Source organism: Acinetobacter sp. 778_lipA, from assembly GCF_058242985.1.
The window spans coordinates 486,371-503,783 of sequence record NZ_JBZAYT010000001.1 but is presented as its reverse complement, the minus strand read 5'-3'; the positions used below and the strand labels follow the sequence as shown (position 1 = coordinate 503,783).

General features: G+C 34.8%; 12 protein-coding genes. 3 read left to right on the top strand and 9 right to left on the bottom strand.

Annotated elements, in window-relative coordinates; translation table 11 throughout:
* Positions 1-4: 4 nt before the first annotated feature.
* The 4 genes from AC4CUY_RS02430 to AC4CUY_RS02415 all read right to left on the bottom strand — a co-directional run bounded on the left by AC4CUY_RS02430 (position 5) and on the right by AC4CUY_RS02415 (position 3,575).
* Positions 5-916, bottom strand: a complete 912-nt coding sequence (locus AC4CUY_RS02430; RefSeq protein WP_419328095.1) for a glycosyltransferase family 32 protein — start codon at positions 914-916, stop codon at positions 5-7.
* Positions 917-1,013: 97 nt separating this feature from the next.
* A complete protein-coding gene (locus AC4CUY_RS02425) occupies positions 1,014-1,772 on the bottom strand; it encodes a glycosyltransferase family 25 protein (protein WP_490773623.1) in 759 nt (252 codons plus the stop codon).
* Between the two features lie 10 nt (positions 1,773-1,782).
* Entirely contained in the window at positions 1,783-2,769 is a 987-nt protein-coding gene (locus tag AC4CUY_RS02420; RefSeq protein WP_490773622.1) for a capsular polysaccharide biosynthesis protein, read from the bottom strand.
* Between the two features lie 38 nt (positions 2,770-2,807).
* Positions 2,808-3,575 (bottom strand): glycosyltransferase, encoded by a 768-nt coding sequence (locus AC4CUY_RS02415; protein ID WP_336953407.1) that lies wholly within the window; start codon positions 3,573-3,575, stop codon positions 2,808-2,810.
* 237 nt (positions 3,576-3,812) lie between these two features.
* Between AC4CUY_RS02415 and AC4CUY_RS02410 the strand changes: the two genes are divergently transcribed.
* Both AC4CUY_RS02410 and AC4CUY_RS02405 read left to right on the top strand, forming a co-directional pair.
* Positions 3,813-4,982, top strand: coding sequence for a nucleotide sugar dehydrogenase (locus AC4CUY_RS02410; protein ID WP_490773621.1), 1,170 nt, complete (start codon positions 3,813-3,815; stop codon positions 4,980-4,982).
* Positions 4,979-6,001, top strand: coding sequence for an NAD-dependent epimerase (locus tag AC4CUY_RS02405; protein ID WP_483770305.1), 1,023 nt, complete (start codon positions 4,979-4,981; stop codon positions 5,999-6,001). The genes AC4CUY_RS02410 and AC4CUY_RS02405 overlap by 4 nt, the downstream gene beginning before the upstream one ends.
* A gap of 122 nt (positions 6,002-6,123) precedes the next feature.
* Here the strand turns inward: AC4CUY_RS02405 and AC4CUY_RS02400 are convergent, their stop codons facing one another.
* From AC4CUY_RS02400 to AC4CUY_RS02385, 4 genes are all read right to left on the bottom strand, one after another.
* Positions 6,124-7,050 (bottom strand): branched-chain amino acid transaminase, encoded by a 927-nt coding sequence (locus AC4CUY_RS02400; protein ID WP_004723137.1) that lies wholly within the window; start codon positions 7,048-7,050, stop codon positions 6,124-6,126.
* 26 nt (positions 7,051-7,076) lie between these two features.
* Positions 7,077-9,827: a bifunctional [glutamate--ammonia ligase]-adenylyl-L-tyrosine phosphorylase/[glutamate--ammonia-ligase] adenylyltransferase gene (gene glnE, locus AC4CUY_RS02395; RefSeq protein WP_336953410.1), complete on the bottom strand. Its 2,751-nt coding sequence runs from the start codon at positions 9,825-9,827 to the stop codon at positions 7,077-7,079.
* Positions 9,828-9,965: 138 nt separating this feature from the next.
* The gene (locus AC4CUY_RS02390) at positions 9,966-11,243 is read right to left on the bottom strand and encodes a sensor histidine kinase (RefSeq protein ID WP_490773620.1); all 1,278 of its coding nucleotides are present in this window, start codon (positions 11,241-11,243) and stop codon (positions 9,966-9,968) included.
* Between the two features lie 440 nt (positions 11,244-11,683).
* Positions 11,684-12,655, bottom strand: a complete 972-nt coding sequence (locus tag AC4CUY_RS02385; protein WP_490773619.1) for an aspartyl/asparaginyl beta-hydroxylase domain-containing protein — start codon at positions 12,653-12,655, stop codon at positions 11,684-11,686.
* Positions 12,656-13,975: 1,320 nt separating this feature from the next.
* Between AC4CUY_RS02385 and AC4CUY_RS02380 the strand changes: the two genes are divergently transcribed.
* Positions 13,976-14,608, top strand: a complete 633-nt coding sequence (locus tag AC4CUY_RS02380; protein ID WP_483770306.1) for a glutathione S-transferase family protein — start codon at positions 13,976-13,978, stop codon at positions 14,606-14,608.
* Between the two features lie 168 nt (positions 14,609-14,776).
* Here the strand turns inward: AC4CUY_RS02380 and AC4CUY_RS02375 are convergent, their stop codons facing one another.
* Entirely contained in the window at positions 14,777-17,242 is a 2,466-nt protein-coding gene (locus AC4CUY_RS02375) for a hypothetical protein (protein ID WP_490773618.1), read from the bottom strand.
* Positions 17,243-17,413: the final 171 nt, after the last annotated feature.

Below are 17,413 nucleotides of genomic sequence, written 5' to 3'. Positions count from 1 at the left end.
TAAGTTAAAAATCAATAAAAGATCCTTTAAAATACATTCCTTTATCATAATATTGGCATAAATAATTACGCTCTTTTCCTGCAAGTTTTATTAACTTAGGATATTCTTCAGCTGGATAATTAATTGCCATATCAATCAAAATCTTTTCTTTTACCCAGCGATTTTTCACTTGGTAGTAAAAGGCATTTTCATCACAATCGATTAAAGTAATGCTTGGGAAAGATCGTCTGAGCACTTTCTGACATGCGACATAAGCCACTAAATATTCCAAATTACTAATTCTTTGAAAAATATCTTTGCTATTTTTTTCAGTTTTTTGAATATTTTGTACATAGCATTTAGGCGTTTGTTGAATTGCTAAATATAATTCATCATACCAATGCTTAAAGAAAACATTTTTTTTAACACTTGCCAATAACCAATTCTCCAATACTGGATAATCGATATTCGTAGTATTTTTTTTTCGGTAATAAGAAAAACATTCTGTCTGATTATTTTGCATCAGTTCAGTAATCCAATCCAAATTATCATAAAGAATTATACTGGCATCTAACCAGATCCCACCATGCTGATATAAAAGATCAAATCTGAGTAGATCAGCCTTTTGTTGAGGCGTCGCATCCTTCAATAAAGAAAAATCAATATCACTGTACTCACTTACATTTTTTGGGTTAAGTACATATACTTGATAAGATGGGTTTTTTTCACGAATATTTTCGACACATTTTTCTACAAACTCTGGGAAACGTCCTTCCCAATAAATCCAAATTTTTTTAGGTAACTCAATAGAAGTAGTAACAGGATTAAAAATGAGCTGTCCTGCATAATTATCAATTTTTTTATTGGTATGTCTAATTTTATAATAGTACATCATATGAAATTTAGCTAAATAAAATAATTTTTTAAAAATTTTCATATAATAGATCCACAACGTTTACCTAAAGCAATACTGATAAAAATACATTTTACACAGTATATTTAACCAACAATTATCCAATTACATCTTAATACAATTAAAAATAAAGATGTTTAAGAGCATATACCCGATCACGCCACATACGTTTTTGCTTCTTAAAACCATAAGAATGGTCACGATTTTCTTTCTCTTTACGAGATATTCCCTGTGTTGCAACTGTACCTAAAATATCGCTGTCCAAACCTGCTGGACGAACAAAAGCAGGCCAAACACCTAATCCTTTTCCATTCTTACTCAACCAAGTTTGGAAAAAGATATCAACAGGCATCGCAATTGTTTTACCTTGTGCAATAAACGCCTCAGCACCCTTTCGTGACCAAATTAACCCCAAACCACGAATAGGAAAATAATAAGCGTGCCACAATGAATAGTGATCAAACTGAGTAATGTCTTTGGCTAACTTTTTCTTCTTCGCAGCTAAATTAATCAGATACCAGTCTAAGTCTGGAAGCGTATCTAAATAATTTAAAACTTGATCCATAGACTGTTTGAAATCAGCTGTAATTTTCATATCATCTTCTAGGACAACAAGATAATCTGCATCACTTGCTAAAAATTTCTGAGCACAGCCATAATGACTGAGATAACACCCTAGCTCAGAATTGAGTAACCGTCTTCCTAAAGTTTGCTGCGTCAACGCATCATCATAATCCTGAAAAGATGACAATCCTTTGCCACGTCCATCGTAAGCAGAAAAACGCTCAAACTCCCAGTTTACCGCCTGTAACTGTTCTGTTGCGCGAGCAAGTCGCTCATCACTACCATCTAAATTTATCAGATATGTTTTAACTTTCATGATGGGCTTCCTACGATAAAACTTTGGCTGAAATAACTGATTTAGGTAAATAATCATATAATTTATCGATCATCTTAAGACGTACCTGTTCAGCATTCTCAGAATTTAGTTGATCTAAACTTTGGATACAACCATATTTAATATTGCCTTGATTCAATGCTTCTACAAACTCAGATAAGCTTTCAGCATTCTTCAAATAAGCCAAAGCTAAATCAGATTTTAAAACTGCTTCATTTTTTTGAATCTTTAAATGATTCATCAATGAAATCGGATTTAGTTGTTCGACACTTCTAAATTTATATTTAATCTGTGTTTCTAATAGGTCTAGATGATGCAATAAGTATTCACTTAAAATTTTACGATCTACGCAATGTGGATAATGGTGGATTTCAAAAAATTCTTTAAAGCCTAGAATATCAGCACCCAGCATTTGTGCAATCACATGACCAGGTTGAATCGGTTTATTAAATTTTCGATTTAAAAACTGACGATATTTCAGCTTAGCCTTGTAACTAAAACAACTTTTCCAGTGTCCATAGGTGACGATTTTATTGGCTTCAAGAAAATCTTCAATTTGAGCAGGTGAATTGAAAAAGAAGTCATCATTTAAGTAGATAAAATAATCTGAAAGCCCGTTAATATTCCATAACATGCTTTCAATTGACCGGGTGTTAAACGTGGGTAGAAATTGCGTATAACCAGCAAAAATCTCACGATGATCAACGACACGAATTTTATTTGCATCACAAAGACCTTGTGTTGCAAATTCATTTAAAAATTCAGGCTGCTGATTATCTGTAACAATGAAAATATGACGGCAAAAAGGTACATACTTCAATATAGATGCAATGTTGTAATAGATCTCATCATTACTAGCAAAACGTGTATCGCTCACAGCATCTGAGGCATCTCCACCTGTGAGGTATTGATGACGTTTACGTTTTAACTCAACATCATTGCCATCGACCCAAGCAATCACGATATCAAGGTTTTGCATCTATATTGTTCTCAAATTTTCTAATGATCTAAATAAAATTACTGCCAAGCGTCTTTAATCCAGTCTGAAGGCAACACATAACGATACCATTTACCACCACCGCCAGTCACAGCATCAGGTGGATTAATTTCCCCATGGAAAATAATAATTTTGGCATCTTGTGGCTTTACTGGTGGCTTAAAATAAGCCAATGGTAATTTTTGCAAGCAATGGTATTTATAACTCTTACACCAATCTTTTGGCCAGTAGCTTAGTTTTTGCTGCTGATCGACATACCACGATAAATACTCTTGTTCATTTCGGAATTTATGACTAATTTCTTTAAAGTTTTCACGAAAATACGGCAAAATTTCAGGAAAGGTGCCCAACTTAAAACGATAAACTGAGCTATTTCCGGTCACACGCCAAGGACGTTTCCAATCGTGAATAATTAGAAATTCACCGGGATAAGTAAAGAAATCATCAATATTGTCTACAATGACCACATCAAGATCTAGAAATAATAAATTGCCTTTTAAACCATATAAATTGGGTTCAAAAGTAGATAGTTTATTCCATCCTCGCTCAGGACTTCCTTCAGGTAATGCTAATGGCGGAATTGGAAAGCATTGAACTTCGGGATTAATACCTTCCGTACGATCAGTCAAACACACCATTTGGAAATCAATTGTGGTATGTCGTTTCACCATGTTATATAGGCGATTGACATACTCAGCACCATACTTGCTGCCCCACTTCATACACAAAACGATATTCTGTTCTGATTCAACTAAATTCGACTGTAAATTTGATTCATTGACCTGCATGCATCAATCTTCCACCTGAGCAATCGCCATATCATACCATTACCCTCGCCAAGTTACTGTATTCGATTGCATATGCTGAACAATTTGTTTCATGAGAATATGCTATGATGCGTTAACAATTCACATTGAGCATGATCATTTTAATTGTTCGATATTTTATTGAGCAATCTTTTTTGAATGAATGCACTGTGAAATTGAATAAAACTTTTGCAAGCACATTTTCTATATTAGGTTTTTATGAAAATAGCAGTCGCTGGAACAGGTTACGTTGGCTTATCCAATTCAATGATATTTGCACAACATCATGAAGTTGTTGCAGTAGATATTTTAGAATCTAAGGTTAACTTGCTCAACAATAAAATATCGCCCATTCAAGATGCGGATATTTCATTATTTTTAAAAGAAAAATCATTAAATTTTACAGCTACGACAAATTACCAAGCAGCGTATTACAATGCAGATTTTGTGATTATTGCAACACCAACGGATTACGACACCAAAACCAATTATTTTAATACGCAAAGTGTCGAAAGCGTGGTTCAGCAAGTCTTAGAGGTCAACCCCAATGCAGTGATGGTGATTAAATCAACTGTCCCTGTCGGCTTCACCAAGAGTTTAAAAGAAAAATTTCACACTGAAAATATTATTTTTTCTCCAGAATTTTTACGGGAAGGAAAGGCATTGCATGACAATTTATACCCTTCCCGCATTATTGTTGGGGAAAAATCTGATCGGGCAAAACTGTTTGCTGACTTATTGATCGAAGGGGCCATCAAAAAAGACAGCCCTGTTTTATTTACCGATTCAACTGAAGCTGAAGCAATTAAGTTATTTGCCAATACCTATCTCGCTATGCGCGTTGCCTATTTCAATGAACTGGATACCTATGCGCAAATTTTTGGCTTAGACACTCATCAAATTATTGATGGTGTTTGTTTAGATCAACGTATTGGTAATCACTATAATAATCCATCATTTGGTTATGGTGGCTATTGCCTACCCAAAGACACCAAACAACTTTTAGCCAACTATAATCACGTTCCAAGTAATTTGATTCAAGCCATTGTTGACTCAAACAGCACGCGTAAAGACTTTATTGCAGACTCAGTGATTGCACGTAACCCCAATAAAGTTGGTATTTATCGCCTAGTGATGAAAAGTGGTTCAGATAATTTTAGAGCGTCCGCAATCCAAGGTGTGATGAAACGCATCAAAGCCAAGGGTATTGAAGTGATTGTCTATGAACCGACTTTACAAGAAGACCAGTTCTTTAAGTCCAAAGTCGTCAATGATTTAGTACAATTTAAACAGCAAAGTGACGTGATTATTGCCAATCGGGTTTCTAATGACTTAAGTGATGTATTAGATAAAGTCTATACACGAGATATTTTCGGAGCAGATGAATGAAAGTCCTCGTCACAGGTGCAGCAGGTTTTATTGGCTTCAATGTTGCAAAAAAACTTTTAGAACGTGGTGATGATGTTGTTGGCTTTGACAATATGAATGATTACTATGACCCCGCATTAAAACAAGCCCGATTAGCGGTTCTCAAAGATACGGCGGCACAAACCCAGCAAATATTCACTTTTATTCATGCCAATCTTGCCGATAAAGCAATCGTTGATCAATGTTTTCAAGATCATCAATTTGATCGGGTGATTCATTTGGCTGCACAAGCTGGTGTCCGTTACTCATTAGAAAATCCATTGAGCTATGTCGAAAGTAATTTAATTGGCTTTACCAATCTTATTGAAGCATGCCGTTATGCCAAAACACCACATTTAACTTATGCCAGTACCAGTAGTGTTTATGGTGCAAATACCACCATGCCATTTAGTGAAAAACATGGCGTTAACCATCCTGTACAGTTCTATGCCGCAACGAAACGTGCCAATGAACTCATGGCGCACAGTTATAGCCATCTCTTCAATTTACCAACAACAGGCTTACGCTTTTTTACTGTCTATGGTCCTTGGGGCCGTCCAGACATGGCTTTGTTTAAGTTCACCAAGAACATTATTGAAGACCAACCTATTCCTGTTTTCAATCACGGCAACCATACCCGTGACTTCACTTTTATTTCAGATATTGTGGAAGGTGTGATTCGTTCAAGTGATCAAATTGCGCAACCTGATCCAAATTGGAACAGCAAAAATCCTGATCCATCGACCAGTTATGCGCCTTTCCGTATTTTCAATATCGGCAACAACAATCCAGTAAAATTGATTGAATATATTCATGCTATTGAAAAAGCCTTAGGCAAAGAAGCAATTTTAGAATTACTTCCATTACAACCAGGTGATGTGCCGGATACTTTTGCGGATAGCAGTGCTTTAGAACAGATGGTCGGATACAAACCATCGGTCTCTGTTGAAGATGGTGTTAAACAATTCGTAGATTGGTATCGAGATTTTTATCAAGTTTAATTAAGGCTTTTATTTAGTTTAAAGCTAAATTTTAGCCTTTGAATTTTTTTTCAATTATTACAACAGCCAGATCTAAGCAAAAAAAGGATTCCTCTAGGAATCCTTTTTTTGCATGCAGCCACTTATTTTACATAAGTCAGCCAATGTGCATATTTTGGATCTTTACCTTGAACAGCATCAAAGAATGCTTTCTGAATCTTCTCAGTAATCGGACCACGAGCGCCTGAACCAATTTCACGATCATCATATTCACGGATCGGCGTCACTTCAGCAGCAGTCCCAGTAAAGAATGCTTCATCACCAATATAGAATTCATCACGGGTAATACGACGTTCAACAACTTCAATCCCCATATCTTTCGCAATGGTGATAATCGTTTGACGCGTAATCCCATCCAATGCCCCGCCAGCAATATCTGGTGTATGTAATACACCATCTTTTACTAAGAATACATTTTCACCTGAACCTTGGCATACATACCCTTGAGGGTCCATAAGCATTGCTTCATCATAACCAGAATGTGCCACTTCTTGATGTGCAAGAATAGACAAAGTATAGTTACCTGAAGCCTTGGCTTTACACATGGTCACGTTAGGGTGATGGTGCGTAAATGATGAGGTTTTAACACGAATACCTTTCGCCATTGCTTCATCGCCAAGGTAAGCACCCCAGCTCCATGCAGCAACTGTCGCATGAATGGTATTATCAGTTGCAGCGATACCTAATTTTTCCGAACCAATGAAAATAATTGGGCGTAAATAGCATGACGCCAATTTATTTTCACGGACAACATCAATTTGAGCTTGTTCAAGAGTTGCTTGATCAAATGGAACTTTCATTTGATAAATTTTTGCAGAATTTAACAAACGTTTTGTATGGTCTTGGAGACGGAAAATCGCAGTACCGTTAGGTGTTTCATAAGCACGGACACCCTCAAAAACACCCATACTATAATGTAATGTATGAGTTAAGACGTGAATTTTAGCTTCACGCCAATCAACCATTTGTCCATCTTGCCAAATAAAACCATCACGATCAGCCAAATTCATGGCGCACACTCCAAATTTTTACACAATTATTCACTTTCCAAAGCGAAACTCGCTGTTGGATCAATTAATCTTTGCCATAACTTGCAAACGACCTCTCGGGTATCGTGCCAATCCGCAGCACTCACTTGCATATTATGATTTGCAAGTGCCAAACGGTGGCTCTCGGCGCGTTCACTGAGATAAGCTTGAATCAATGCGGATACATCGTCGCTGGATAAGCAACCTGCCTTTGCGGCATCTTCAAGGATTCGTACGTTGTCGGAATAATGGGCGAGATCAGGATTCGTCCCACTCCAGGCTAATACGACATACTGTGCCATAAATTCGATGTCAACGATACCTCCTGCATCCTGTTTTAGATGAAAAATTCCATCTTTTTTCTGATCTTTTGAGGAACCCAAATGATCTTTCATCTTCTGACGCATGTTCAGGACTTCTTTGCGAACTGTCTCTTCTTCTCTTGGTAATGTGAGAACCCTACAACGTAATTCTTCAAATTTTGCTCTTAAGCTTTGCTCACCTGCAATTGAGCGTGCTCGAACAATTGCTTGATGTTCCCACAACCAGGCACTTTTGAGTTGATACTGTTCAAATGCCTTTAAACTGGTGACCAATAAGCCTGCTTCACCAGAAGGGCGTAAACGGGTATCAATTTCATAGACTCGACCATCTAAAGTTTGTGTGGTCATCAGAGACATAAATTTTTGCGCAACACGCATGGCAAATTCAAAGCCACTAATGGCCTTTTGACCATCAGTATCTGCTTGTTCATCCATATAATGAATAAAAACTAGATCGAGGTCTGAACCATAGCCCAGTTCAATGCCCCCTACTTTGCCATAACCAATCACAGCATAGGCCATATGGTCTAATGAACAACGTAGGCCTTCTGCATCGACAGGATAACCATGACGCTTAGCAACTGTCTGATAAGCCAAGTTTAATGTCGCAATCACAGAAACTTCTGCAATATCTGTTAAAGCATCCGAAACTTTCATCAACGGGCTTTCTGCCAGCACATCGCTTGCAGCAACGGTAAGCACATTGGATTTTTTAAATAAGCGCAATACTCGCATTTGATCTTCAACTTGATCGATTTCAATACGCAGTAATTGCTGGCGGAGCGAATCTTCCAAATAATCTCGTCGAGGCAGTTCAAAATCCATGGATAAAAACTCATCCAGAAGAACAGGATAATGAGTCAACTCCTCACAAATCCACGGACTAACTGTCGCCATTTTGACCAAACGTTGCAAGGCCCCTTTGCTTTCAATCAACATCACCAAATACACGGTACGGCGCATTACAGATTCGACCAACGGCATCAATCGCATTAAAGCCACTTGCGGACTATTCGACTGTAGGACTGCTTCAACCAAATGCGGCCAAAATTCTTTTAAACGCTGTACAGCTTTAGCAGGCAGTTTCTTGATTGCATGACCATACCAAAACTCATGAATCAGATTTTGTGCATTACGGTCTAAGATCTCATTGAGCTGGCTTTCCAACTGACTAAAACTTTCAATCGGAGAATCAAGTCCTTTTTCTTTAATCAAATGCTCAAATTGGAAAGTCACCTTGCTGCGCTTTTGGTTGAGAAAATCAATAAAAGCAGCCCAATCATCAAAACCCAAGGTATCAATTATTCGCTGACGAAGTTCAGGTTCTGTAGGTAAAGATTGTGTTTGCTGGTCATTCAAGGCTTGAATAGCATGCTCTACACGTCGTAAAAATAGATAAGCCTCTTCAAGATCCTCAACGGATTGATGATCGAGTAATCCCGCCTCACCCAAATGTTTTAGGCTAACAAGGCATTGGCGGTCTTGTAACTCTAATTTTGCTCCGCCATAAATCAGCTGAAAAACCTGCACAATAAATTCAACTTCACGAATACCACCTGCGCCCAGCTTAATATCGTCTGCAATGTTACGCCGAGCCACCTCACGTTCAATCATGGCTTTCATTTCACGCATGGCTTCAAAAGCGGTGTAATCTACATATTTACGAAAAACGAATGGGCGGGTCATATCCAATAAACTATCACCGTCTTGTCCACCTGTGATAATACGCGCCTTAATCCATGCATAACGTTCCCACTCGCGCCCATGCTGACTTAAATATTTTTCTAAAGCCACATGACTTATTGCCAGTGCTGAACCATCCCCCCAAGGACGTAGACGCATATCCACACGAAATACAAAACCATCTGCAGTAATATGATCTAATAAATAGATCAGCTTTTGCCCCCACAAGATGCAAAATTGCTGTACATCAATACACTTACGACCATTGCTTTCTCCTTGCTCATCAAAGGCAAAAATCAGGTCAATATCACTAGATAAGTTCAGCTCTTGTGCCCCAAGCTTGCCCATCCCAATGACGATCAAATCTTGAAGCTTGCCGTTATAACCTATCGGTTCGCCATGTTTTGCCAGCAAAGGAATCCGAGCAAAATCTTTTGCTGCAATGATACAGGCATCTGCAAAATCAGACAGTTCTCGTGTCAACTTCACCACATTGGTCAGTTGGTTAGCATCTTGCCAAATCCAACGAAACATTAAGCGTGCACGAAGAATACGTAAGACTTTCATCCACGTATTTTCATCTTGAATATTGACTAAATGATCGTAAACGAGTTGTTGAATTTGTGCTGTACTGAGCGATTGTTGAAATTGATCAATTGCATAATCATGTTCTAAAGTGGCTTGATGTAGACTTAATACTTGTTCTGCATACTGACTTGCATGTAATGTTTTTTGCAATTGCTCAATGTTCATTGAAAAGCCTGTACTTATGTTTTATCAGCTTATTTATAGCAGTTTGCTTTACAATTAGGGAGGTTTTTGTACTTTTCTTAAAAAACAAAGCTCAAAAAACCACCACTCACAATCAATCTAAATTATTCAAATATAAAATTATGAAATTTTTATTTTATCTTGCTTGATTTCAGGACAAACCAAAGCTTGATGGGTATTTTTTGCAGCAGGTAAAGCAACAATAAAAGTCGTTCCCTCACCTGTTTTAGAGCTTACTGAGATTTTTCCATGATTGAGATTCACAAACCGTTTACATAAAACCAACCCTAATCCTGTTCCTCGCTCCCCAATCGTACCTTTTATACTGGCTTTGATCTGTGGTTCAAACAGCTGCTCAATTTGCGACTGAGTCATTCCCAAACCAGTATCATGAATAATAATTTCTATATCTTTTCCTACTGGGTGCGCAACAATGGAAACTTTTCCAGAACCATCAGTACGGGTAAACTTCAAGGCATTCGAAACCAAATTCTGAATCACCGAGGTCACCATATTCATATCTGCAAAAACACTTAAATCTTCAGCAACATTTTCAATCAGTTGTATATTTTTATTCACTGCCAAAGGCTTAAGCACATCGTAAACAATCTTTGTGGTCTGTTTTAATTTAAAATTAATTGGGTGATAAACAAAGCGCCCACCTTCTGCCATCGCCCAATTGAGTAAGTTTTCAAGTAAGGAATAGGTCGATTGCAAGGTATCGTGCAAATAATCTGCAATATCCTGTACACCTTCTTCACTCAAAGTTTCACGCTCGTTTGCTAAGACATCTGAGAAGCCAATCAATCCATGAAAAGGCGCACGTAAATCATGAGCAATAACTTGGAAAAACTTAGTTTTACTAAAATTTAAAGCGCGTTCTTGTTCATATAACTCATAGTAATCTTGGGATTCAGATTTACGCTCTAAGATCGTCACCAAACCTAAGCTAAGTTCTTCTAATAAAGCCTGTTGCTTGCTTGTAAATGTTGTTTTTTTATTATCATAGAAATAAACATGTGCAATAGAGTCGTTATCTTCTAACTTAAAATCGTAGCACAATAAACGTTGGTGTTTTATCCCAATTTCAACCATATATTGTGAGAATTTTTCATAATTTTTATGCATTTCTGAAATGATGCACTGATTGCCAAAATATGGTGATAAGCTCAATTTACAAGCAATAGATGCTGCTTTAAAATCACTACTTTCATCGGCAACCCAAATATAAGGTTCATTATGAAAAGTAAAAAAAGCATTTTCTACATTGAGAACAGCACGAGCTACACGTAAATAACGTTCAATTTTATTGTCTGTGGTATAAACACCTAAAATCAACGATAGTTGACAAGCACTAAGCTGTTCAGTCTGATGAGCTTCTAAGAATTCTAATTTCATGTTTACCTCATTTGCACTTTCAGTTAACACGCTAGTTATTTAAATCGCCAACGTTTAAATATCAACTTCTTCCAAACACATACAAACTTGAAAACATCGCTTTAGAGAAACACTTACAAATGTTCACATAAAACAATATAACAGCAATACAATCAAATAAAAACAATGGGATGAAATTTTCGATAAATTTCACATTTTATTTAACATGCACAATCAGTTACTGCTTTATATATTTTTATGATTTAAATAGAAAAAACCAAGCTTTTGATAAAAACCTCTAATTTAAATCATCGCAATCAAACCATAAAGTATTTATCAAGCTATTGGCATGTATAAGTGACAGAGAGGTTGCAAAGATCAAAGACAAAATAGCGAAATTCAGCAACAACTTTACTAAAGTTATCTCTCAAATGATTGAGGAAATGAGTTATTTTAATCCCTTAAAAAAGCATTTCGAAAAAATAGATCATCCCATACAAGACGATAAAAATGATGGATAGCAGGCTCATATTTAAAATGAATTTGAGTATTTTATAAGTTTTGAAATGCTTTTCACGAAATTGTATTGAATACTGTCTAAATGGTGCAAAAAATTTAAAAATAGCACTATACACCCCTCTTTTATCTTCAGGTGTATTTGGAACAACAGTACCTTTAACAAGAATACGATAAGCGCTGTTAAAAATTCGTCCAAATATGTTCATTGGACGATCAACATCACACATCAGAATCAATCGCGCTGAATTCGCTGTATTATATGCAAAATGTGGATATGTTTCATCAAAGACAAAGTCTTTACCATTGAACCAAGTACTAGTTTGTCCATCAATATTAATTTGACAAGTTTCAGAGTTAGGCGTCACCAAACCGAGATGATACCTAAAGCTACTAGCAATCGGATCAGCGTGTAAGCTCAGTTCAGAACCCGCCGGTAACAGTGAAAACATGGCACCTCGAATAGCAGGAACTTGATTAAGTAACTCCAATGTCTTAGGACATAATCTTTGCGCAGAAACATGCGTTGTTCCGTACCATTTTAAGTAAAATTTACTCCAACCACGTTTGTAAAAAGTGCGAAAACCAACATCATAATAACCGTCTGCTCCAGGTGTCTTGATCACTTCAAATATACCCGATGACTCTAATGCTATTGCTTCATCTCTAATAATTATCCAATTGGCTCTAAGTACTTCAATATTTTCTAAAAAGTCAGCATCTAATATTGGGTTTTTTGCAAAGCTGCGTGTCGTCATATACAGAACACAATTAAATGGTGCAAATATAGGCCAACTTTTTCTTAAATATTGTGAGAGTGAGTCATAACGTACATTTCCTCGCCAACGGTATACATAAGTCATGGCTGCTATCGAATACACGATTAAACCAATGATGATCATAATACTTAGATTCATTATAATTTTACTCCGATTATGATTTCTGAATCCCCATGATGTGTCCTTGATTTTCCTTAAATAAAGCCAATCTTCTTTGCTGAACAACCTGCATAAAGATCATTTAGATATTTTTTGAAATAGCGAGAAAAAATCAAATAGTTTCAAATTATTTAAAATACTTTTAACTATAATTAATTAATTTTCTTATAGGCAAGAAATATGTACACCTTTGGTTAAGTTTTAAATGATTGAAATTAAAAATTTTAACTGTTGTTGTTAAGTGATCAGGCGCTATTTCTCGCATACTGATACTTGTTATAAAAATGCGTCATTAAAGAGGGCGCGATGGAACACTAGAAATTACGTAATTTTAATTAAACATCGAAACCATCATTTAAATGCCAATCTATTAATTGGTCCATACTGATCAAAATCAGTTTTTTTCTTTTTAAAGCACTCATGTTCTTATTTGGTTTCTTAAGTTCTGATAGCACCAATTTCAAACAATAAAAAAAGCCCTCAAGTCTAAATATGCTTGAAGGCTTTTCATAATATATGGTCCCGAGGGTCGGATACAAAACTTACTTTAATTTCAATAATTTATACATTTTATGTGTAAATACGTGGAAGCAAATTCTAGGTAGCTGCATCAATTTGACGATAGAAAATAAGATATGGTCAAAGATAATTAGGAATACTTTTTAAAATCTCAGGTCATAAAAAAAACAGGTTACTTTAGTTACCATTATTACTTTATACAGTTATCTATATGAATATATTAAAATTAAATACTATTTATAAAAGTTACTTTTAGGTTACTTTAGGGTTACCAGTAACCCGTTTTTTAGGTTACCGACAGTAACCTATTAACCTTATGATAATTAATAATTAATTGATTTTTTAATTGTCTTGGTAACCCGTGGTAACCTTATAAAAGTTACCAACTATTTTATTAAATATTAATAACTTATATATCACTTTAAAGCTTGGTAACCTAAATTAGACTTTTATTTTTGGACTTATAAAAACAGTAAAATACCTCACATAATTCAATGCCCTTTCTCTTTGCATCAAATCGCATCACTTTGCATCAAAATTAATTCATTAAAATGTCTGAAAGCCTTTAAAACATGAGCTTTAGACTTGATTTCTGCATGCATCAAAAATGAGACATTTAGTAAGTGGGCAGGTGGGAGAGGAGACTGCGTTTGGCTTAGCTCGAAAATTTTTGATATGTAAAATTGAAATTTAAGAAAATTTATAAAACTTAGTCTTTAGAGTTTGACATGCGTTTAATCTATAATTAACCCATTGAAGTTTTAAAAGTTAGAAATTGTTTTGATTACATTACATCATTTAGACCAATCACGTTCTTTTCGCATACTATGGTTGTTGGAAGAAATTAAACAACCATATGAATTAAAAAAATATTATCGAGATTCAATCACTCATTTAGCACCAGAATCTTTAAAAATTATTCACCCGTTAGGTAAATCCCCAGTAATAGAGTGGAATGAAAAAGTAATTATTGAGTCTGGTGCAATTGTTGAATTATTAATTCAAAAATTAGCGCCTCAGCTAGCACCTGACCTTGAGGATCTAGATTATATCGACTATTTACAGTGGATACATTTTTCAGAAAGTTCGGCAATGGTGCCCTACTTATTAAAAATATTTAATTCTATTGAAAACCAGCATGGCACTAACTTAGTATTTTTAGAAAATTATGCCCAAATAGAATTTGATAAAGTGTTTAGTTTCTTAAATGACTATTTAAAAGATAAACAATACTTCGTTGCAGATCGTTTAACTGGTGCCGATTTTATGATGGGCTTCGCATTAAATAGTCTAATTTATCAACTAAATCAGGGAGAAAATTATCCGTATATTAAACGTTATGTCGATGGTTTAACAAAGCTAGATAGTTGGAAAAATGCTGTTAAAATTGAAGGCTCTTTAAGTTTAAATTGAGAAAATTAAACTCAAGATTTAACAAGATTGATAAAAATGGGAACCTAAATCTCCCATTTTTGGTTTCGCATAAGCTGTATTATGTTAATTTTAGAAAAACTTAATGATCATAAGTATTTATAAAATTAGGGGTTAAAGTCTACAATAAGTAAACCATATGTGATAAATCTAATTACTTACTACTTCCTCACGCTCTACTGCTCTTATTACACGTTCAAAAGTATTTAAGCTATCTTCAAAATTATTTGATAGATCAAAATATTCGGGTTTATGTGGATAATTCCGCCATAAATCTTGAAGATATTGTTTAAAACTTAGGGTTCTTTCTAAGCGATCACTAATTGACAATGATTCTAGATGTGTGACCAATGATTCATTAATAGCATCATTAAAAATAGGCGTATCAAATACCATTGCATCTAAATATGTGAATGATCCCATCCACTTTTTCAAATGATATGCACCTATAGTAGTAATCCTAAAGTTATCAGGCATATCACCAATAAGTAATCCTTTATCATCCTCATCGAATGTTATTCTTTGCGAGGTTTCTATCAATTTTCTATTTGTACATCGTCTAATTGCATAGTGAATTTGATTAATTGTAAATCCATTATTTTGTAATTCTTCTTGAAGAATATTCAATGAGAAAAAAGAATCTTTATCTTTTTTAGAGTTATCCGAACAAAGGAATGCTAATAAAATCGGAGTCAAAAAATGCTCATATGTATCAGATGTTGAAACATCAAATAGATTCATTGCAATTGACGTATCGGCATTATAATGAGAATAATCACCTAAAAGGGCTGATTTTGTGAACTCGTGGAGAGGTACAATATACTTTTTATTCTCAGAATTTCTTTCTGTGAGATCAATAATTTTTTGAGCATCTACATTTGGGCTACCAATAAAATTGACTATTAGTTCTATCGCATTCCTAATATTACCTCCCGTTATATTCGTTAAAAACTCCTTCAAATCATTGTTATTAGCTAAGGAATCAATTAAAACCTTTAAAAAGACTGCTAAATTTTTAGAGTTTACTTGAACATAGTTAGCTATCTCTAATGGAATTTTACCTTCAGCCATTCCTAGTGCAAACAATAATCTTTTTTCTATTACCAAATCTATTCGAGGAGGTGAGATAGTAAAAACCTTATGAGGATAGGCAGACAATGCTCCCGATCTCTTTGATTTAAAAAATGTTTGCGGACGAACTGAAATAAAAACTGTTGTATTCCAGTCTTTAGCTAATTCCTGTGAAATAATAAAGGTATCTTGTTGTACCTCATAATCACGTTGATCTGCATTATCTAGACAAACGATTATTTGTCTATTTTCTGATTTTGCTCTTGTATTAATTGATCTTTTTAAATGTGCATCTTTTTTTTCACAAAGATTAGCTATCATTTCTAGAAGTTTAGTCTCATATAAAGCTAGATCTGACTCCTTCTTTTGCCCCCAAAGACCTTTAGAGAAACGACTTATTTCCGATGCATACACACCTTTAATAAAACTATAGTCATTAATATCTACACTATATTTTTCTAAAAGTTGCTTTTCAATTTCTTCTAGAACAAAGTCTTTTAAATTATTTGTAAGAGCACCACTTGAACCTAAGTCAATGTAAATATAAAAAGCTCTTTTAAACTCTTCATATGCACCATTATATATAAGATTTTTTACAAAAGATGTTTTACCAACACCAACATCACCTAATAAGACTATAGGTCTACGTGATAAAGCTTCAGATAAAATATCAGGAGATATATTATTATTTTTCTTTTCTCTTACTGGCGTAATAAATGGTGCTGTTTCAGATTGATTAAATAAAGAAGCATATCTTGCCTCAAGAATATTTTTACTAAGTAACGAATATTTTGATAAAGCACCGCTTTCACAATAACATTCTTTAAAAAATCGTTCTTCAACCTGTTCATTTTCAACAATATCTTGAAAAAATATTTCAGCTAACTGTCTAAGAGTAGACTGTAGCTCGCTTCCATACCGAACGATTGGATAATTTCTTAGTTTAGATGAGAGTTTTGATGGTATCGACTCAAAGTCCGGTTTTAAATATTTATATATATTTTTTTCTTTAATTCCATGGAATGACATAATCTGCCAAGCATCTTTAAAATTATCAGCCAAGTGTTCAAGACTTTTAAATACAACAGCTTTACCATCTTTTATAGATATCCCATCTTGTCTAGAAGCTATAAAAATAATGTATTGATGACCATTACTAATAATTCCTATAGGAACTCCTCGCTGATTGCAATAACTAATGGCTTGATCGATAGTATCTTCAGTTGCTGAACACATCTTAATTAAAGATCTAATATCACATGTTAATGATTTACTATCATATGCAGGGATCTCAAAAATCTTTCCTTCTCTTTTTGCTTCTAATATAGCTAATCGGGTGGGTTTACCTAACTCATAGTCAGTAAATTTATTTTCTTCATTATTTTCAACTTCGACAAAATTTTTATCCCATCCTAAACATTCAAATAAAAGATGGTCGATTATAAAAAATCTAGTTTGAGCTTCATTTTGATTTGTATGAAATTCAGCTTTGTGTTCTTGTACAAATTTCTTTAATTTTATCTCAGCTTGAGCAAGGGTTATCATAAAATACCTTTCATCTAATAATCATAAGCATAGGGTGATTTTACTATTTCTTTAATTTAATTACCTTACTATTTTCCACTTTACTTTAATTAGTAGAGTAATTTTATTTAACATAGCGTGTTGTACGCTTAGGCGTACAATCATTGAAGGATTTAGCCAATATACGGATTG